The 18,546-nt window shown below is 77.9% G+C and carries 19 protein-coding genes; 14 read left to right on the top strand and 5 right to left on the bottom strand.

Going from position 1 to position 18,546, the window contains the following annotated elements; translation table 11 throughout:
• Positions 1-298 precede the first annotated feature (298 nt).
• The 3 genes from ACI8AK_RS13130 to ACI8AK_RS13120 all read right to left on the bottom strand — a co-directional run bounded on the left by ACI8AK_RS13130 (position 299) and on the right by ACI8AK_RS13120 (position 2,647).
• Positions 299-1,078: a PadR family transcriptional regulator gene (locus tag ACI8AK_RS13130; protein ID WP_456956572.1), complete on the bottom strand. Its 780-nt coding sequence runs from the start codon at positions 1,076-1,078 to the stop codon at positions 299-301.
• A 59-nt stretch (positions 1,079-1,137) separates the two neighbouring features.
• Positions 1,138-1,593, bottom strand: coding sequence for a hypothetical protein (locus ACI8AK_RS13125; RefSeq protein ID WP_456956570.1), 456 nt, complete (start codon positions 1,591-1,593; stop codon positions 1,138-1,140).
• A 64-nt stretch (positions 1,594-1,657) separates the two neighbouring features.
• A complete protein-coding gene (locus ACI8AK_RS13120; protein WP_456902449.1) occupies positions 1,658-2,647 on the bottom strand; it encodes a serine hydrolase in 990 nt (329 codons plus the stop codon).
• A gap of 248 nt (positions 2,648-2,895) precedes the next feature.
• Between ACI8AK_RS13120 and ACI8AK_RS13115 the strand changes: the two genes are divergently transcribed.
• Together ACI8AK_RS13115 and ACI8AK_RS13110 are read left to right on the top strand one after the other, a co-directional pair.
• Positions 2,896-3,483 carry a hypothetical protein gene (locus tag ACI8AK_RS13115; RefSeq protein WP_456956568.1) on the top strand — a complete coding sequence of 196 codons (588 nt, stop codon included), beginning with the start codon at positions 2,896-2,898 and terminating at the stop codon, positions 3,481-3,483.
• 180 nt (positions 3,484-3,663) lie between these two features.
• Complete coding sequence (locus tag ACI8AK_RS13110) at positions 3,664-4,248, top strand: AAA family ATPase (RefSeq protein WP_456956566.1); 585 nt, start codon at positions 3,664-3,666, stop codon at positions 4,246-4,248.
• On the opposite strand, the gene ACI8AK_RS13105 is transcribed toward ACI8AK_RS13110, so the two are convergent.
• Positions 4,196-6,754, bottom strand: a complete 2,559-nt coding sequence (locus ACI8AK_RS13105) for an HAD-IC family P-type ATPase (RefSeq protein ID WP_456956565.1) — start codon at positions 6,752-6,754, stop codon at positions 4,196-4,198. The two genes, ACI8AK_RS13110 and ACI8AK_RS13105, sit on opposite strands and share 53 nt — an antisense overlap.
• Before the next feature lie 114 nt (positions 6,755-6,868).
• Between ACI8AK_RS13105 and ACI8AK_RS13100 the strand changes: the two genes are divergently transcribed.
• Positions 6,869-8,389, top strand: a complete 1,521-nt coding sequence (locus ACI8AK_RS13100) for a sensor histidine kinase (RefSeq protein ID WP_456956563.1) — start codon at positions 6,869-6,871, stop codon at positions 8,387-8,389.
• A gap of 77 nt (positions 8,390-8,466) precedes the next feature.
• Here the strand turns inward: ACI8AK_RS13100 and ACI8AK_RS13095 are convergent, their stop codons facing one another.
• On the bottom strand, positions 8,467-8,676 hold the full coding sequence (locus tag ACI8AK_RS13095) for a hypothetical protein (RefSeq protein WP_387988167.1): 210 nt from the start codon (positions 8,674-8,676) through the stop codon (positions 8,467-8,469).
• Between the two features lie 158 nt (positions 8,677-8,834).
• On the opposite strand from ACI8AK_RS13095, the gene ACI8AK_RS13090 reads away from it, so the two are divergent.
• From ACI8AK_RS13090 to ACI8AK_RS13040, 11 genes are all read left to right on the top strand, one after another.
• Entirely contained in the window at positions 8,835-9,734 is a 900-nt protein-coding gene (locus ACI8AK_RS13090; protein ID WP_456956561.1) for a PP2C family protein-serine/threonine phosphatase, read from the top strand.
• Positions 9,735-9,859: 125 nt separating this feature from the next.
• Positions 9,860-11,929 (top strand): elongation factor G-like protein EF-G2, encoded by a 2,070-nt coding sequence (locus ACI8AK_RS13085; protein WP_456902455.1) that lies wholly within the window; start codon positions 9,860-9,862, stop codon positions 11,927-11,929.
• Positions 11,930-12,035: 106 nt separating this feature from the next.
• Positions 12,036-12,770, top strand: a complete 735-nt coding sequence (locus ACI8AK_RS13080; RefSeq protein WP_387988170.1) for a CDP-alcohol phosphatidyltransferase family protein — start codon at positions 12,036-12,038, stop codon at positions 12,768-12,770.
• 56 nt (positions 12,771-12,826) lie between these two features.
• A complete protein-coding gene (locus ACI8AK_RS13075; RefSeq protein WP_387988171.1) occupies positions 12,827-13,738 on the top strand; it encodes a DUF881 domain-containing protein in 912 nt (303 codons plus the stop codon).
• Positions 13,739-13,741: 3 nt separating this feature from the next.
• Complete coding sequence (locus tag ACI8AK_RS13070) at positions 13,742-14,074, top strand: small basic family protein (protein WP_387988172.1); 333 nt, start codon at positions 13,742-13,744, stop codon at positions 14,072-14,074.
• Positions 14,071-15,006, top strand: coding sequence for a DUF881 domain-containing protein (locus ACI8AK_RS13065; RefSeq protein WP_456956560.1), 936 nt, complete (start codon positions 14,071-14,073; stop codon positions 15,004-15,006). The genes ACI8AK_RS13070 and ACI8AK_RS13065 overlap by 4 nt, the downstream gene beginning before the upstream one ends.
• Positions 15,007-15,089: 83 nt before the next feature.
• Complete coding sequence (gene gcvH / locus ACI8AK_RS13060; protein WP_387988174.1) at positions 15,090-15,494, top strand: glycine cleavage system protein GcvH; 405 nt, start codon at positions 15,090-15,092, stop codon at positions 15,492-15,494.
• 264 nt (positions 15,495-15,758) lie between these two features.
• Complete coding sequence (gene odhI / locus ACI8AK_RS13055; protein WP_387988175.1) at positions 15,759-16,277, top strand: oxoglutarate dehydrogenase inhibitor Odhl; 519 nt, start codon at positions 15,759-15,761, stop codon at positions 16,275-16,277.
• An 18-nt stretch (positions 16,278-16,295) separates the two neighbouring features.
• A complete protein-coding gene (gene ftsR, locus ACI8AK_RS13050; protein WP_387988176.1) occupies positions 16,296-17,033 on the top strand; it encodes a transcriptional regulator FtsR in 738 nt (245 codons plus the stop codon).
• A gap of 91 nt (positions 17,034-17,124) precedes the next feature.
• On the top strand, positions 17,125-17,610 hold the full coding sequence (locus ACI8AK_RS13045) for a bifunctional nuclease family protein (protein WP_387988177.1): 486 nt from the start codon (positions 17,125-17,127) through the stop codon (positions 17,608-17,610).
• A 301-nt stretch (positions 17,611-17,911) separates the two neighbouring features.
• Positions 17,912-18,487 (top strand): MerR family transcriptional regulator, encoded by a 576-nt coding sequence (locus tag ACI8AK_RS13040; RefSeq protein ID WP_456902460.1) that lies wholly within the window; start codon positions 17,912-17,914, stop codon positions 18,485-18,487.
• The last annotated feature ends 59 nt before the right edge of the window (positions 18,488-18,546 follow it).

Genomic DNA, 18,546 nt, shown 5'->3' with positions numbered 1-18,546 from the left:
GGTGGCCCCGCGCGCCTGCCCGGTCGCGTCCGGGCTCGAGCACGGCCCGACCGGCCGCGGCAGGCGCGCGGCAGGCGTGCCGCCCCTCGTGGAGCCGGCGGGCGCCCGCGCCGTCCCCACGACCGTTATCCCCAACTGTCGCCGCGATCGGGCGGGACCGGCACAGAAGCGCACGGCGAGACGGGCCCCGGCCACGCCTCGTGCACGTCCCGACGTCCCGGGGCAGGACGAGGCGACCCCCGGCGCGCCGGTGCTCCCGCCGCGGGACGCCGCGACGGGAGCACCGGAGGTGGGGAGGTCAGGCCTGCGGGGTCTCCGGCGTGCCGGCGTGCGGCGTGCCGTCGGGCCCCTCGGCGAGCAGCAGGTACAGCGCGCGGCGGGCCTCGGCGAGGACGCCGGCCGCGGCGGTGAGCTGGGCCTCGGTGCCGGTGCGCGCCACCTGGCGGACCGCGCCGTGCAGCTGGTCGAGCAGGCCGCGCAGGTCCGCGGTGGGGGCGCCCGCGGTGCCGCCGCCGAACGGGTCGTTCCCGGTGCCGCGCAGCTCCTCGACGGCGCTGCGGCCGGCGTCGGTGAGGGTGGCGAGCTTGCGGCCGGCGTCGGCGGTCACCGTGACCAGGCCCTCGTCCTCGAGCTGGCTGAGGGTCGGGTAGATCGCACCGGGGCTGGGCGTCCACCGCCCGCCGCTGCGCTCGGCGACCGCCTGCATGAGCTGGTAGCCGTGCATGGGCTGCTCGGCCAGCAGCAGCAGGACGGCGGCGCGGACGTCGCCGCGCGGGGCCCGCCCGCGGCCGCCGCGGCGCCGCCACCCGGCCGCCGGGTCGGAGCCCGGGCCGAAGCCGGGGCCACCGGGTCCTCCCGGGCCGCCGAAGCCGGGGCCGAAGCCGGGGCCGGGGCCGAAACCGGGGCCACCGGGGCCGCGCGGGCCGCCGAAGCCGGGGCCACCCGGGCCGCCGAAGCCGAAGCCGGAGGGCCCGGAGCCCCCGCCGCCGGGCCCGCCCGGGCCGAACCCGCGCGGCCGCTGGCCGCGCCCGTGCCCGCGGCCGCCGGGCCGCCATCCCTCGGATCGTGGGTCGTGCACCGTGACCGCCTCCTGACGTATCGGATGACAGTAACGATATATCGTGATGCGACGGTCGTCTAGGAGCCGAAGGAGTGCGCCGCGACCGCCTGGACGGCCGCCTCGCCGAGTGCGTCGACCTCGGCGGCGAGCACGCGCAGGGGGACGGGCTCCCCGGAGCGGAGCCGGTCGGTGAGCCGGCGGGCGACCTGGCCGATCCGCCCGGCCGGGTCGACGCCGGGCTCGGCGGGCGCGGGCGGGACCACCGACCAGGGCTGGTCGATCTCCGCGCTCAGCGCCGGCAGCCGGCGCAGGAGGGCCGCGCTCTCGGCGGCCAGCCGCCACCAGGTGCCCGGCCGCAGCTCCGGGGGCCCGGACCCGCCGGCGGCCGCCCAGCGCAGCAGGCGCACCACCTCGCCCCAGACCACGTCGGAGACGACGTCGCCGACCGGCCCGCCGCCGGGGGAGCGCCGGGCGAGCACGAGGGCGCGGGTCGCTGCGGGGTCGAACAGCCAGGGCGCGGTGTCGACGTCCATGGCGGCACGCTGCCCCCGCACCCTCCGCAGGGGCTGGGGCCGGCCTGTGAGCTCCCTGGGGACCTCAGCCCAACGCGGCCAGCACCGCCGCGGCGGCGGAGTCGAGGGCGGCGCGGGCCCGTCCCCACGACGTCGCGGCGGGGAAGTCGCCGAGCAGGACGACGGCGGTGCCCGAGGGCAGCACCCCGGCCGAGTGCAGCTGCCGCCGGCCGTCGACGCAGCACATCCAGCCCTGCTTGGCCGCGATCCCGGGGCCGCCGGCCAGCAGGCCGAAGGTCTGGGAGAACCCGTCGGCCGCGGTCGGCGCGGTCTCCCGCATCCAGCCGAGCAGCGTCGCGGCCGGTCCCTCGCCGAGCGTGTCGGCCAGCCCGGCGAGCAGGGCGGCGACGTCGGCCGCGCTGAGCCTGGCCTCGCCCCACTGGCCGGCGACCCGCGGCGGGGCGGTGGCGGTCAGGCCGGCGTCGGCGGCGGTGGCGGTGACCAGCGCGGCGCCGTCGTAGCGGTCCCACAGGGTGCTCATCGCGCCGTCGTCGGAGGTCACGATCGCCCGCTCCATCAGCGCGAGGTCGTCCTCGCCGAGGTCGAGCGCGCCGGCCGCGTCGAGGGCCAGCAGCCGGCCGACGACGTGCAGCTTGACCACCGACGCCGACAGGAGGGCGTCCCCGGCGGCGGGACCGGTGACCAGCGGCCGGCCGAACGCGTCGAGCACCGCCACCGCGACCGTGCCGTCCGCCGCGCCCGCGGCCGCGTCGACGGCGGCCAGCACCGCGGTGTCGTCGACGGCGACCGGCGGCGGGACGGGGGCGGCGGCCTCCCCGACGACGCCCATGCCGCGGATCTCGGCCGGCGTCCCCGGGTCCGGCGCGACCGTGGCCCGCTGCGCGTCCGGTACCTCCGGACGCGAGGCGCCCTCCGGGGCCCAGAGGACCACCGCCAGCAGTCCCGCCGTGGTCACCACCAGCACCGACGCGAGCACGATCGTGAGCGCGCCGAGGACCAGCCGCTCCAGCGGGCCCCGGCGCGGGCGTCCGGGTGAGGGGCGGACGGCGCGCACGGGCACAGGGTGGACCCGATCGGGGTCGTGCGGGGAACGTCCGTGTTTCCCCCGCCGGACCGGCCGGCGACGCGGTGCAGGTCAGACGGGTCCGGACCCACCCCGACCGGCCCGTCGGGCCCGGCGGCGGACCCGGACGCAGCGGTCCACAGTCGCGGCACGGGCGGTTGACAGCCGGGTCACAGCTTCGTGCCCGATCCTCGGAACCAGGGCCGGATCGACCGGTCACCCGAGCGAGGAGTGTGCCCGTGCGGAAGAAGATCCTGCTCGCCACCGCGGCCGGTGCCCTGGCCGTGGGCGGCCTGGCCTTCGCCGTCCCGGCCGTGGCCGACGACGACACGACCACCACGGACTCGGTCACCTCGGCCGAGGAGCGCATCCGCGACGCCCTGTCCGGCCTGGTCGACGACGGGTCGATCACCCAGGAACAGGCCGACGAGGTCGCCGCCACCCTCGGCGACGCCGGGGTCTGGCACGGTGGCCGGGGTGGCTGGCACGGTGGCTGGGGCGGTGGCTGGGGCGGCGGCTTCCCGGTCGTCGCCGAGACCCTGGGCCTGTCCGAGGAGGAGCTGCGCACCGCCCTGGAGGCCGACGGCGCCACCCTCGCCTCGGTCGCCGAGGACCGCGGCGTCGCCGTCGAGGACCTCGTCGCCGCGCTCGTCGCGGCAGCGGAGGAGCGCATCGCCACCGCCGTCGAGGAGGGCCACCTCACCCAGGAGGAGGCCGACGAGCGGCTGGCCGACCTGGAGGCGAGGGTCACCGAGTTCGTGCAGTCCGCCGACGGGGACGGACCCTGGTGGGGCGGCCGCGGCGGCCCCGACGACGAGGGCGACTGACCGTCCCGGCACCTCGCGGCGCCGTCCTCCGTTGGGGAGGGCGGCGCCGCACTGCACCCCGGTCCCCGCGCACGCCGGTCCCCGCGCACGCGGGCCGCTCCGCGGCACGCCGCACCGGTACCGTCCGCCGCTCCGCCGGAGTGCACACCCCGCGACGGCGGCGCCCCGAGGAGGAGACCCGTGACCACCACGCTGCCGTCGGCGCGGCCCGACGGCCGCCCCCCGGCGCCGGCCCGCACGCTCGTCGTCGTCGGCGGCCTGCCCGGCAGCGGCAAGACCACGCTGGTGCGGCGCGTGCTCGGCGACGGCGTCCCGGGCGTCGCCGCGGTGGACTCCGAGGACGTCGCCGCCCGGTGGCGCACCGGCTCCCGGGTGCCCTACCGCCTGGTGCGCCCGCTGGTGCACACCGCGCACCGGCTGCGCGTCCTCCGCGTGCTCGCCGGTCCGGCGCCGGTCGTCGTCCTCACCGACCCGTGGACCAGCCGCTGGTGGCGCCCGGTGGTGCTGCGGGCGGCCCGCCGGGCCGGGCGCGCGGTCCGGCTGGTGCTGCTCGACGTCTCCGCCGACGACGCCGCCGAGGGCCAGCGCGCCCGCGGCCGCCGCATCCCCGAGGGCCGGATGCGCCGGCACGCCGGCCGCTGGGACCGCTACCGCGCCGCGGACCCGGCGCCCGGCGAGGTCCTCGTCGTCGACCGGCCGCGGGCCGCCGCGCTCACCCTCGCCGGGCTCCTGGGTCCCGTGACCCCGGCGGCTGCAGCGGGCTGACCACCCCGGTCAGGCCCAGCGCCCGCTCGAGCAGCCGGAACCGGTAGGCCGCGGTCAGCGCCGCGAACCAGAGCAGCAGCGCCGGCACCACGGTCTCGAAGACCGGGTCGGCGGCCTCGGTGAGCCCGAAGTAGGTGGTGAACGCCGGCCAGAACAGCCCGGCGGAGAACACGACCACCAGCGCGAGGACCAGCCACGCGGGGCGGCGGTCGCCGTCGGGACGGGTCCAGGCGGCGAACCACCGGGTGGGCGGCTTGAGGAACAGGATCAGCAGGAACGCCGCGTAGGAGACGAACGTCGACAGCGCCGTCTGCGCGCCGATGGTCGCGGCGGCCTCGGCGAAGCCGACGTCGTCGGAGGACACCCCGGTGTAGTCCTCGAAGGCGTCGACGACGAACGAGGGGACGGCGTCGTCGGTGAACCCCTGCAGCAGGTCGGTGTAGTGCCGGGCGTAGACGGCGACCCCGCCGGCCGCGGTCACCAGCACCGCCGGCACGACGAACCGCCACAGCGTGGTGAGCAGGTGCGGGTCGGGCGGGGTCGGGCGGGCCCACGCGGTGAGGAACAGCGTCGGGACGCCGACGGTGAGCAGGGTCAGCCCCACGTTGGCCGGGGAGTAGGGGAAGCCGAGCCCGAGCATGGTGACGGCGAGGATGACCAGCCCCTGGGTGCCGACGCGGGCCAGGAACACCTGCATCGACGTGCTGATCCCGGTGATGATCCGGCGGCCCTCGTGCGCCGCCGGCAGCAGCGCGGCCAGCGAGTCGCCGGTCAGCACGATGTCGGCGACGTCACGGGTGACCGCGCTGCCGCCGGCCATCGCCACGCCGACGTGCGCCCGCTTCAGCGCGCGGGCGTCGTTCACGCCGTCGCCGACCATCGCCACGTGGTGCCCGGCCCGGCGCAGCGCGTCGACCAGCCGCTCCTTCTGCTCCGGGGCGATCCGCCCGAACACCGTCGTCCGCGCGACGACCTCGTCGAGCTGCGCCTCCGACAGGCCCTCCAGTGCCGGGCCGGCCACCGGCTCGCCGGGCTCCAGGCCGGCCTGTCGCGCCAGCGCCGCCACCGTGGCCGGGTCGTCGCCGGAGACCACCTTGACCGTGATGCCGTCCGCGGTGAGCCGGGCGAGGGTGTCGACGACGCCGGGGCGCAGCTCGTCGGCCAGCGCGACGACGGCCAGCGGCTCCAGGGCGGGCAGCCGCGACCGGCCGGCGCCGTCGCGCAGCGGTGCGTCCCGGTCGGCGCGGGCGAGCACCAGCACCCGCAGCCCGCGCCCGGTCAGCTCCCGCACGGGGACGCCCAGCGGCTCGCCGGTCAGCCGCGGCGCCAGCGTGTCCGGGGCGCCGAGCACCAGCACGCCGTCGGCGGTGCGCAGCGCGCTCCACCGCAGCGCGGAGGAGAACGGCACCTCCTCGGCGACGGGCACCGGGTCGCCGGGCAGCGCCTGAGCCAGTGCCGCCGTCGTCAGGTTGCCCGCGGCGGTGCTGCGGGCCATCGACCCCAGCAGCCGCTCCACCTCGCCGGCCGGCAGCGGTCCGACCGGCCGCACCTCGGCCAGCGACAGCCGGCCGGTGGTGAGCGTGCCGGTCTTGTCGGTGCAGACGACGTCGACGTTGCTCACCGACTCCACGGCGTTCACCTGCTGCACCAGCGCGCCGCGGCCGGCGCTCCTGGCCGCGCCGACGGTGTAGGCGACCGCGACGAGGAAGAACAGCCCGTAGGGCACCAGCCCCGACAGCACCGCGGTGGTCTGCACGGTCCGCACCAGGGTGAAGCCCTCCAGCGCGGCCTGCGCCAGGATCGTCACGCTCATCAGCAGCACCAGGAGCATGACCAGCCGGACGACGAAGTCGATCCGCCGCTGCAGCGGCGTCCGGTCGGTGGAGACCCGGCGCGCCTCGGCGGTCAGCCGGCCGGCGTAGGACGCCGCGCCGACCTCGCGGGCCAGCTGCGCGCCCTCGCCGCCGACGACGAACGAGCCCGACAGCAGGTCGTCCCCGGGCTCCTTCGGCAGCGCCTCGGACTCGCCGGTCAGCAGCGACTCGTCCACCTCCAGCCGCCCGGCGAGCACCGGCCCGTCGACGACGACCTGCCCGCCCGGGCGCAGCCGCAGCACGTCGCCGAGCACGACCTCCTCCGGCGGCACCTCGGTGTCGGCGCCGTCGCGGACCACCGTCACCGTGCCCCGCGCGAGCAGCTGCAGCCGGTCGAGCTTGCGCTTGGCGCGGATCTCCTGCACCGCGCTGATCGCGGCGTTGACCAGCCCGAGGCCGACGCTGGTGAACGCGTCGCTGTACCGGCCGAGCGCCAGCAGCGCCGCACCGATGGTGAACAGGATGACGTTGAAGAAGGAGAAGACGTTGGTGCGCAGGATGACCGCGTAGCTGCGCGAGGACGCGCTGACCGCGACGTTGCCCTCACCGCGCCGGTGCCGGGCGCGGGCCTCGGCGGCGGTCAGGCCCGCCGGCGCCGCGGGAGGGGTCAGGCCGGTGGTCCCCGTCGTCATCGCCCCCGACTGTGACAGGCGGGACGGCGGGCGGCACGGCGTGGCGCGCCGGGCACAGCCGACTCCCGCCCGGCGTCCTGGCGACGCGCAGCCGCGGCGCGGACCGTGGTCGCCGTGACGACGCGTGCCCTCCCCGGGCGAGCCCGGCCCCGCTCGCTGCGGGCGCGGCTGCTGTGGGTCTTCCTCGTCCCGCTGGCCCTCGTGCTCGTCGTGGTGGGGGTGGCGGCGACCGCCGCGGTCTGCGGTGAGCTGCTCGGCCAGGTCGAGGACCGGCTGGCCGCCGCCGTGACCCGCTCGGCGCACGCGGACGGCGGCCCGGGCGCGCCCGGGGACGGCGACCCGGGGGGCGGGCCGGACTTCCTGCTCGTCCCCGGCCAGGGCGACGGCACGCTCGGCGCGCGCGTCGTCGACGGCGCGGTGACCGAGGCCGCCGTCATCGGCAGGGAGGGCGACGGCGAGGCGCTGACCGCCGCGGAGGCCGCCGCGCTGGCCGGCGTCCCGGCCGACGGGGCCGCGCGCACCGTCGGCCTCGGCCCGCTGGGGGACTACCGGGTGGTCGCCTCGCCCGCCGGCGACGGCGAGGTGCTGGTCACCGGCCTGCCGCTGGCCTCGGCCGAGGCCGCGCTGGTCCGGCTGGTCGCCGTCGAGGTGGTCGCCGGGCTGCTGGGTCTGCTCGCCGCCGGCGTCGCCGGGTCGCTGGTGGTGGGCCGCACGCTGCGCCCGCTGCACCGGGTCGCCGCCACCGCCGGGCGGGTCGCCGCGCTGCCGCTGTCCAGCGGCGAGGTGCGGCTGCCCGACCGGGTGCCGGCCGCCGACACCGACCCGCGCACCGAGGTCGGCCGGGTGGGCGCGGCGCTCAACCGGCTGCTGGACTCGGTGGAGTCGGGCATCGCCGCGCGGCAGGCGTCGGAGACCCGGCTGCGCCGGTTCGTCGCCGACGCCGGCCACGAGCTGCGCACCCCGGTCACCTCCATCCGCGGCTACACCGAGCTGGTGCACCGCCGCGGCGGGCTGCCCGAGGACGCCGACACCTCGCTGCGCCGGGTGGAGGCGGAGGCGGTGCGCATGTCCGGCCTGGTCGACGACCTGCTGCTGCTCGCCCGCCTCGACGCCGGCCGCGAGCTCACCGTCGGCACCGTGGACCTCACCGGGCTGGTCGTGGACGCCGTCAGCGACGCGCACGCCGCCGGCCCCGGGCACCGCTGGCGGGTGGACCTGCCCGGCGCGGCCGTGCTCGTCCCCGGCGACGCCGCCCGGCTGCACCAGGTGCTGGCCAACCTGCTGGCCAACGTCCGCACGCACACCCCGGCCGGGACGACGGCGACCACCCGGCTGCGCGCCGAGGACGGCACCGCGGTGCTCGAGGTCGCCGACGACGGCCCGGGCGTGCCCGCCGACCTGCGGGCCGGGGTCTTCGAGCGGTTCGCCCGCGGCGACTCCGCGCGCTCGCGGGCCTCCGGCAGCACCGGCCTCGGGCTGGCGATCGTCGCGGCCGTGGTGGCCGGGCACGGCGGCACCGTCGGCGTGGCCGGCCGGCCCGGGCGGACGGTGTTCACCGTGCGGCTGCCCGGCGCCACCGTCGCCGAGTTCGAGGACGACGACGCGCTCGAGGGAGCCGGCGGCGTCCGCGCATGACCAGCCTGCCTGATCGTGCTGCGTCCGGGCTCGGCGCCGACCGTGAGCCGGGACGCGCGGCGGTGAGCCAGGACGCCTCAGGCGGGGACCAGCCGGCGGCACTCCGGGCAGACGTCGTCGGAGCCGAGCCCGCGCCGGCCGTCCCACGCCCCCTGGACGACGGCGACCGGCGTCCCGCACGCGGCCACCCACGGCGGCGGCCCGTCGGCGGCCTCCCGCGGCACCGCGTGCGCCCGGCTGCTCTCCTGGTCCCGCCCGGCCGCGTGCCCGCCCGTCGCGCTCGTCACCGCCCCAGTCTCCCGGCCCGGCCCCGCCTCGCGGTGCCCGGCCTCGCGCTGCGGGGTGGGGCCGGGCACCGCGGGACGGGGTCGGGGCCGGCCGGCACCGGGGGCGGCGCGCGCCGTTCCCCTCCGGAAACCGGGCACGGCAGTCCATGCTGTCGCCCGTGACCGCCCCCTCGACGCCGCTGCCGTGGTTCCCCGCGGCCGAGGCGCCGGGCGGGCGCCGGGTCCCGCCGCCGGACGGGGCCGGGCAGGACCGGCTGGTCCTCGACCCCGCCGCGGTCTCCCTGGCCGGCCCCCGCGGCGCCGACCAGGACGCCGGGTCCGCCGGTCCCGCGCTGCTCGTGGTCGCCGACGGCGTGGGCGGCGGGCGGGGCGGGGCCACCGCGGCCCGCCTGGTCGTCGAGGAGGTGGTCGCCCGCGCGGCCGCCGCCCGCGCCGACGGCACCGAGGCCGCCCCGGACGCCGGCCTGGCCGACGCGCTCGCCGCCGCCGACGCCGCCGTGCGCGCGGCCGCCGCGGCCGACCCCGCGCTGACCGGCATGGCCACCACCTGCACCGCGGCCGTGCTCACCCGCGACGGCCGGCTGGTGGTCGCGCACGTCGGCGACAGCCGCGCCCACCTGATGCGCGCCGGCGTCCTCACCCGCCTCACCACCGACCACTCGCTGGTGCAGGCGCTGGTCGACTCCGGCGACATGACCCCCGAGGAGGCCGCCGCCTCGCCCATGCGCTCGGTGCTGCTGCGCGCCCTCGGCGGCTCGGCCGACCCCGGCCGGGCCGACCTGATCGCCGTCCGCGCCGAGCCCGGCGACCGGCTGCTGCTGTGCTCCGACGGGCTGTCCGGCGTCGTCCCGGCCGCCACCCTGCAGCGCGTCCTCGCCGCCGAGCGGCGCCCCGCGGCCGCCGCCTCCCGGCTGGTCATGGCCGCGCTGGCGGCGGGCACCCGCGACGACGTGACCGCCGCCGTCGGCGACGTCATCCCCGCCGGGTGGGCCGGGTGCACCGTCCAGGTCACCGTCGGTGCGGCCGCCGGGACCGCGACCGGGACCGCCGCCGACTGAGGCCCGGCAGGGGCTTGCCCGGCCCGCGCGTCCGGGGGCAGGGTGTGGTGCACACCACATCCCGTGAGCCCGGGAGGTCCCCGTGCGCATCCCCCTCCAGGACAACGACCGGCCCGGCGGCCGCCGTGGGTAGGGACGTCGTCCCGGCGCCGGAGCCGCGCGAGGCGGCCCGGGTGCGCAACGTGGCCCTCGTCGGCCACGCCGGCGCCGGCAAGACGACCCTCGCCGAGGCGCTGCTCGTGGCCACCGGCGCCCTCGTGCGCGCCGGCCGGGTCGAGGACGGCACCACCTGCCTCGACAGCGACGACGTCGAGGTCCGCCAGCAGCGCTCGGTGACCCTCGGCGTGGCCACCGTCGAGCACGACGGCACCCGGATCACCCTGCTCGACACCCCCGGCAGCCCCGACTTCGTCGGCGAGCTGCGCGCCGGGCTGCGCGCCGCCGACGCCGCGCTGTTCGTCGTCTCCGCCGTCGGCGGCGTCGACGCGACCACCGTGCAGCTGTGGGAGGAGTGCGCCGCGGTCGGCATGCCGCGCGCCGTCGTCGTCACCCAGCTCGACCGCGCCCGGGCCGACGTCGAGGAGACCGTGCGGCTGTGCCGGGCGGCGCTCGGGGAGGGGGTGTACCCGGTCCACCTCGTCGACCGGGCGCCCGACGGGACCGTGCGCGGCGTGGTCAACCTGCTCGAACCCGGCGCGCAGGCCCCCGACGCCGAGCGGCTCCGCAGCGAGCTGATCGAGGGGATCATCGGCGAGAGCGAGGACGAGGCGCTCATGGAGCGCTACCTCGCCGGTGACGAGCTGGTCCAGGGCGACCTGATGGCCGACCTCGGCACCGCGGTCGCCCGCGGCCACTTCCACCCGGTGCTCTGCGCCGCCCCGCTGCAGGGCATCGGCCTCGACGCGCTGCTCTACCTGATCGTGCGCGGCTTCCCGAGCCCCGCGGAGCACGGCTGCCCGCCGGTCACCCGCCCCGACGGCTCGAAGGCCCCGGCGCTGGCCTGCGACCCCGACGGCCCGCTGGTCGCCGAGGTGGTCAAGACGACGACCGACCCCTACCTCGGCCGGGTCTCCCTGCTGCGGGTCTTCTCCGGCACCCTCACCCCGGACACCCCGGTGCACGTCTCCGGGCACGGCGGCGCCGACCGCGGCCACCCCGACCACGACGCCGACGAGCGCATCGGCGCGGTGTCCTCCCCGCTCGGGTCGGCGCTGCGCCCGGTCGCCGCCTGCCCGGCCGGCGACGTCTGCGCCGTCGCCCGGCTGAGCACCGCCGAGACCGGCGACACCCTGTCCGCGCCCGGCGACCCGCGGCTGGTGCCGCCCTGGGACCTGCCGGTGCCGCAGCACCCGGTCGCGGTCGAGGCCGCCTCCCGCGCCGACGAGGACCGGCTCGGGCCCGCGCTGGCCCGGCTGGCCGCCGAGGACCCGACGGTGCGCGTCGAGCGCTCCCGCGACACCGGCCAGCTGCTGCTGTGGTGCGTGGGGGAGGCCCACGGCGAGGTGCTGCTGGAGCGGCTGCGCACCCGGCACGGCGTCGCGGTGACCACCGTCCCGGTGCGGGTGCCGATGGTCGAGACCCTCGCCGCGCCGGCGAAGGCCACCGGGCGGCTGGTCAAGCAGTCCGGCGGCCACGGCCAGTACGCCGTCGTCGTGGTGGAGGCCGAGCCCGGGCCGCCGGGGTCGGGCATCACCTTCGAGCAGCGGGTGGTCGGCGGGGCGGTGCCCAGCCAGTACCACGGCAGCGTCGAGAAGGGCATCCGCGCGCAGTGCGCCAAGGGCGTCCACGACGACCGGCCGCTGGTCGACGTGGCCTTCGTCCTCGTCGACGGCAAGGCGCACTCGGTCGACTCCTCCGACGCGGCCTTCCAGTCCGCCGGGGCGCTGGCGGTCCGCGAGCTCACGGCCGCCGCGGGCACCAAGGTGCTCGAGCCGTGGTGCGAGGTCGAGGTGGTCGTGCCCGGCGAGCACGTCGGCGCGGTGATGAGCGACCTGTCCTCCCGCCGGGCCCGGGTCACCGGCAGCGACGCCGACCCCGACCGGGACCGCACCACCGTCCGCGCCGAGGTGCCCGAGGTGGAGCTGCTCGGCTACGCCGGCGCGCTGCGCTCGGTCAGCCACGGCACCGGGTCCTTCAGCCGGCGCCCGCTGGGCCACGAGCCGGCTCCCGCCTCGCTGGTCGCCGTCCCGGCGTAGCCGCCGGCCCCCGGCCGGACGTCCCCGCCACGAGCCTGCGCGTGGCGGGGACGAGCGGGGTCCGTCGACTAGCCTCGGGCACGGTGTGCAGCGGGGTGGAGGAGCAGTGACGTCGTCGCAGGGGTCGTCGGCCGTCCCGGCGTCCCCGGGACCGGGGTCGATGGCGGGCGCGGTCGTGGGGCCGGACGCGGGTGTGGGCCGGGTGCCCGACCGCAACGAGCTGCCCGACCGGGTGTGGACCGTCCCCAACGCCCTGTCGGTGCTGCGGCTGCTCGGCGTGCCGCTGTTCCTCTGGCTGCTGCTGGGCCCGCACGAGGACGGCTGGGCCGTGGTCGTGCTCATGGTCTCCGGCGTCACCGACTGGGCCGACGGCAAGCTCGCCCGGGTGCTCGGCCAGTCCAGCCGCCTCGGCGCGCTGCTCGACCCGGCCGCCGACCGGCTCTACATCGTCGCCACGCTCGTCGCCTTCGTGTTCCGCGACGTCGTCCCGCTGTGGGTGGTCGCCGTGCTCGTCGGCCGCGAGGTGGTGCTCGGGCTGATGCTGCTGGTCCTGCGCTCCCACGGCTACGAGCCGCTGCAGGTGCACTACCTGGGCAAGGCGGCCACGTTCAACCTGCTCTACGCCTTCCCGCTGCTGCTGCTGGCCGACGACGCCACCGGCGCCTGGCTGGCCTGGGTCCAGCCGTTCGCCTACGCGTTCACCATCTGGGGCGGCGTGCTCTACGTGCTGGCCGGGGTGCTCTACGTCGTCCAGGTGGCCGGGATCGTCCGCGCCGAGCGGGCGCTGTCGCGGGGGACGGCCCGGTCCGGGGCGGGCGCGCCGGCCCACCCGGCGCCGTGACCGCGACCCGACCGACTCCCCGGCCGGCCCCGCCGGCCCGCGGCGGGGTGCGCTCCATGGGCGCCTCGCTGCTGGACCAGGTGCTCGCCGAGACCCTCGACCCCGCCTACGCCCGCGCTGCCGAGGCCCGTGCTGCCCGTGCTGCCGAGGCCCGCGCTGCGGGGGCCCGCGCCGCCGGCCCGGGGGACGCGCCGCCGCGCCGCCGCCGGCTGGGCGCGCTGGCGGTCGCGGTGACGATGGCGCTGGCCGGGCTGCTGTTCTCGGTGACCTACCACCAGGCCGCCGCGCGGGCCGCCGGGCAGGACGAGGTCCGCGCCCGGCTGGTCGAGGAGATCGGCACCCAGTCCGCCAGCACCGACGACCTCGCCGCCGAGCTGGAGGACCTGCGCGGCCGGGTCGCCGACGCCCGCGACGACGCGCTGGCCGCCAGCACCGTCGGCCGGCGGGCCATCGACGCCCTCGAGGCCGCCGAGCTCGCCGCCGGCCTCGACGCGGTGACCGGCCCCGGCCTGCTGGTCACCCTGGCCGACGCCGAGCCCGACGCCGACGCCGACCCGGTCGGCGGCACCGACGACGACGGCAGCGGCGACGTCCGCGACGGCGACCTGCAGCTGGTGGTCAACGCCCTGTGGTCCGCCGGCGCCGAGGCGGTGTCGATCAACGGCCAGCGGCTCGGCCCGACCACCGCCATCCGCTTCGCCGGGGAGGCGGTCCTCGTGGACTTCCGCCCGGTCACCAACCCCTACCGCGTCAGCGCCATCGGGGACCCGGACGAGCTCCGGGCCCGGTTCCTGGCCAGTCCCGAGGTCAACGCCCTGGCGGTCATCTCGGAGACCTACGGCCTGCGTTTCGAGTTCGCCCAGGAGGACGAGCTGTCCGTTCCCGCCGGGGGAGTCCCCGAGCTGCGTTCCGCCGTGCCCTTCGCCGGCACCCCGGCCGAGGCCGCCGCCGGCGGCACGGGGGACTGAGCGGTGATCCCCGTCATCGGCCTGGCCGTCGGCATCGCGCTCGGCCTCGTCCTCGACCCCACCGTCCCGCTGTGGCTGCAGCCCTACCTGCCGATCGCGGTGGTCGCCGCGCTCGACGCGGTGTTCGGCGGCGCCCGCGCCCGCCTCGACGGCATCTTCGACGCCAAGGTGTTCGTCATCTCGTTCGTGTCGAACGTCGTCGTCGCCGGGCTGATCGTCTTCCTCGGCGACCAGCTCGGCGTCGGCGCCCAGCTGTCCACGGCGGTCGTCGTCGTCCTCGGCATCCGCATCTTCGGCAACGCCGCGGCCATCCGCCGGCACCTGTTCCGGGCATGAGCGGCACCCCGCGTCCCGCCGGGGACGACCCCCGCCCGCCCGGCCCGGCCGACGCCGGGCCGGAGGTCGCCGCCGCCGGCCCCGCCGAGGCCCCGGCCGCGGGGACCGCCCCGGCCGTCGAGGTCCCCGGGCCCGCCGACGACCTCCCCGAGCCCGCCGCGCGGCCCGCCGGGGAGCCGACCGCGGGGGAGCCGCCTGCGGGGGAGGACGCCGCCACCCCGGAGCGGGCCCCGGCCGCCCCGCGGCGCCCCCGGCAGCGCCTGGTCGCCGGCCTGCTGATCGGCGTCCTCACCCTGCTGCTCGGCTTCGCGATCGCGGTGCAGGTGCGCAGCACCGACACCGGCCAGGCGCTCGAGGGCGCCCGCGAGGAGGAGCTCGTCGCGATCCTCGACGACCTCGACCTCGAGGAGGAGCGGCTGCGCGCCCAGATCGCCGACCAGCGCAGCGCGCTGCGCGACCTGTCCGACACCGACAGCCGCTCGGCCGCCGCCCTCGAGGACGCCAACGAGCGCGCCGACGCCCTGGCCGTCCTCAACGGCACCGTCGCCGCCGAGGGGCCGGGCCTGGTCATGACCATCCGCGACCCCGAGGCGCAGGTGCGGGTCGCCGACCTGCTCGACGCCATCCAGGAGCTGCGCGGCGCCGGGGCGGAGACCATGCAGATCGACGGCGTGCGGGTCGGCGTCTCCACCGCCGTCACCGGCGTGCCGGGCGCCCTGCAGGTCGACGGGCGGGCGGTGAGCGCCCCCTACGAGGTCGTCGTCATCGGCTCCCCGCAGGACCTGCAGACGGCGATGAGCATCCCCGGCGGCGTCGTGGACCGGGTCGGCCGGCAGGGCGGCAGCGTCGACATCGAGCAGCGCGACCGCGTCGTGGTGGACGCGTTGCGGCCGCTCGACGAGCCTCAATACGCTCAGCCCGACACCGACTGAGGACCCTCCTGCCCCCACGCCTCGCTGGCGCTCGGCGCGGGCCCCTGCAGGAGGGCCACGGACCGACCTGGAGACGACACCGCATGAGCACGCCCGACGACCGCCGCTACACCGACCAACACGAGTGGGCGCTCGTGCAGGGCAGCGGGGAGGCGGGCACGGTCGTCCGGGTCGGCATCACCGACCACGCGCAGGACGCGCTCGGCGACATCGTGTTCGTGCAGCTGCCCGAGGTGGGGGAGGAGGTCGGCCCCGGCAACCCGATCGGCGAGGTCGAGTCGACCAAGTCGGTGTCCGACGTCTACTCGCCCGTGGCCGGGACCGTCTCGGCGGTCAACGAGGCCCTCGGCGACGCCCCGGAGACCATCAACGCCGACCCCTACGGCACCGGCTGGCTGGTCGAGATCACCGTGGCCGGCGACGGCGGCGACCCCACCGCCGACCTGCTCGACGCGGCCGCCTACCAGGCGCTGGTCGACGCGTCTTGACCACCCCCCGGGCCGCCCGGGCGCCCGGGGACGATCACTATGCTGCCCCTGGGAACGGGCCCTCGACGGCCCCGTGGGACAGCTGTGACACCTCCCCGGCGTCCGGTTGACCCTCGGGACCACCGCTGGTTCCATGACCAACGGCCCGCCGTGCCCCGCACGGCGGCCGACCCGCGACGACACCGTCCGGTGCCGTCGTCCGCCGGCCGCCCGCGGCAGGACCCCATGCCCGCGGCGGTGCCCCCTGCACCGGAGGAGACAGACGTGCACTGCACTCGTTGTGGCCACGACAACCCCGAGGGCAGTCGCTTCTGCGCGCAGTGCGGCGCCGCCCTCTCCCAGGAGCGCGTCGGGGAGTCGACGAGCGTCATCCCCAAGGTCGGCGGCGAGGACACCGGCGACGTCCCGGAGGCCGCGGAGCCCTCGGCCGACGCGCACGCCGGGGCGGTCGAGTCCCTGCCCGCCGGGTCGGCGCTGCTCGTGGTCAAGCGCGGTCCCAACGCCGGCAGCCGCTTCCTGCTCGACCAGGACGTCACCACCGCCGGCCGGCACCCCGACAGCGACATCTTCCTCGACGACGTGACCGTCAGCCGCCGGCACGTGGAGTTCCACCGCGAGGGCGGCGGCTTCTCGGTGCACGACGTCGGCAGCCTCAACGGCACCTACGTCAACCGGGAGCCGGTCGACGTCGCGACCCTGTCCGGCGGCGACGAGGTGCAGATCGGCAAGTTCCGCCTCGTCTACCTGACCGGCCCGCGCACCGGCGAGCCCGCCGCCCGCTGACAGCGGGGCGCTGATCCCTTGCGTTCCGCGCCCGCCGGCGCGTCCGGGGACGGCGCGCCCGACGCCCGCACCCCCCGCCTGACCATCGGGGCGGTGCTGGGCGCCCTGCGCGACGACTTCCCCGACGTGACCATCAGCAAGATCCGGTTCCTCGAGGCCGAGGGCCTGGTCTCCCCGCAGCGGACGCCGTCGGGGTACCGGAAGTTCTCCCGGGCCGACGTCGACCGGCTGCGGTACGTGCTCACCGCCCAGCGGGACCACTACCTCCCGCTGCGGGTCATCAAGGAGCACTTGGACGCGCTCGACCGCGGGGAGCCGGTGCCGGACCCGGCCGCCCCGGCCGTGCCGGAGGAGCTCCGGCCGGACGGGGACGCCGCGGCGGCGTCCGGGCCGATGGAGGCCGCCGCGTTCGCCGCGGCGGCCGGGCTGACACCGGCCCAGCTGGGCGACTGCGTCCAGTTCGGGCTGCTCGTCCCCGACGCCGACGGGCGGCACCCGGCCGGCGACCTGCCGGTCGCGCGGGCGGCCGCGGGGCTGGCCCGGCACGGCATCGAGCCGCGCCACCTGCGGGTGTTCCGCACCGGCGCGGAACGGGAGGCCGCCCTGGTCGAGCAGCTGCTCGCGCCGGTGCTGCGCTCCCGCTCGGAGGACGCGCGGGCCCGCGCCACCGAGCAGCTGGCCGAGCTCGCGGCGCTGTCGGCGCAGTTGCACCGGGCGCTGCTGGAGGCGCGACTGCGCGACCTGTTGCGCCCGTGAGTCCGGCGTACGGTGGACCCAGCCGCCGGACCGGCCGTCCGTCACCGCGCACCGGCGCCTCCCCGTACCGCCGCAGCTGAGGAGCAACACCGTGCAGGAACTCAGAGTCGTCGGGGTCCGGGTCGAGCTGCCCGGCAACCAGCCGATCCTGCTGCTGAAGGAGACGCAGGGGGAGCGGTACCTGCCGATCTGGATCGGCGCGGTCGAGGCCGCCGCCATCGCGTTCGAGCAGCAGGGCGTGCGGCCCGCGCGGCCGATGACCCACGACCTGCTCCGCGAGGTCGTGCGCACCCTCGGCGCCACGCTCGAGGCGGTCAACATCACCGAGATGCGCGACGGCATCTACATCGCCGAGCTGGACTTCGGTGACGACCGCGTGGTCAGCGCCCGCCCGTCGGACGCCGTCGCCCTGGCCGTGCGCACCGGCGCCCCCATCTACGGCGCCGAGGAGCTGCTCGACGAGGTCGGGATCGAGATCCCCGACGAGCAGGAGGACGAGGTCGAGAAGTTCCGCGAGTTCCTCGACCAGATCTCGCCCGAGGACTTCGGCGCCGGTTCCGGCTCCGGCGGCGCCTGACGCCCGGTGGGCGCGGGACGCCGCCGGGGAGCGGCGTCCCGGCTGCCGCGCGTGCACCCACGGGACGGGTGGGACCCCGTGTGCCTCGCTCGTCACACCAGTCACAGAACGCTGGAGTCCGGCGCGGAGCTGCCGATACCACTCTCTCGGGGTGAGTGGGGCGACACGCCGCCCGCGTCAGTTGACCGCCCTGGGGGCCCGGCTTACGGTCGCGGACAACACCGGTGTGACCCGTGGGGAAGCGGGAGCACTCCGGGACGCTCCGCCGCGCCCGTGGCGGGACTCGAAGGAGGACGCTGACGTGAGCGACCAGAGCGAGGGCTCCCAGGGTCAGCTCTTCAGCGACGCCGCCGTGGGGGCGACGGACTACGACGAGGTCGACACCGACCTCGTCGGGTACCGCGGCCCGACGGCGTGTGCCGCCGCCGGGATCACCTACCGCCAGCTGGACTACTGGGCCCGTACCGGTCTGGTCGCCCCCTCGGTGCGCAGCGCCACCGGGTCGGGGACACAGCGGCTGTACTCGTTCCGCGACATCCTGGTGCTGAAGGTGGTCAAGCGGCTGCTCGACACGGGGGTGTCGCTGCAGAACATCCGCAAGGCCGTCGACCACCTGCGCAACCGCGGGATCAAGGACCTCGCCAACGTCACGCTGTTCTCCGACGGGGCGACGGTCTACGAGTGCACCTCGGCCGAGGAGGTCGTCGACCTGCTCGCCGGCGGGCAGGGCGTCTTCGGCATCGCGGTGTCCGGCGCGCTGCGCGAGCTGTCCGGCGAGCTGGCCGAGCTGCCCGCGGAGCGGCTGGACGGCGCGCCGCTGCACGCGGCCGACGACGAGCTGGCCCTGCGCCGCCGTCGCCGCGCCCAGACCGCGTAGCCGACCCGCACGTCCGGGAGGGGCGTCCCGCACCCCGCGGGACGCCCCTCCCGCGCGTC

The organism is Geodermatophilus sp. SYSU D00867 (genome assembly GCF_054050315.1).
This window is presented reverse-complemented; position numbering and strand designations above follow the sequence as displayed.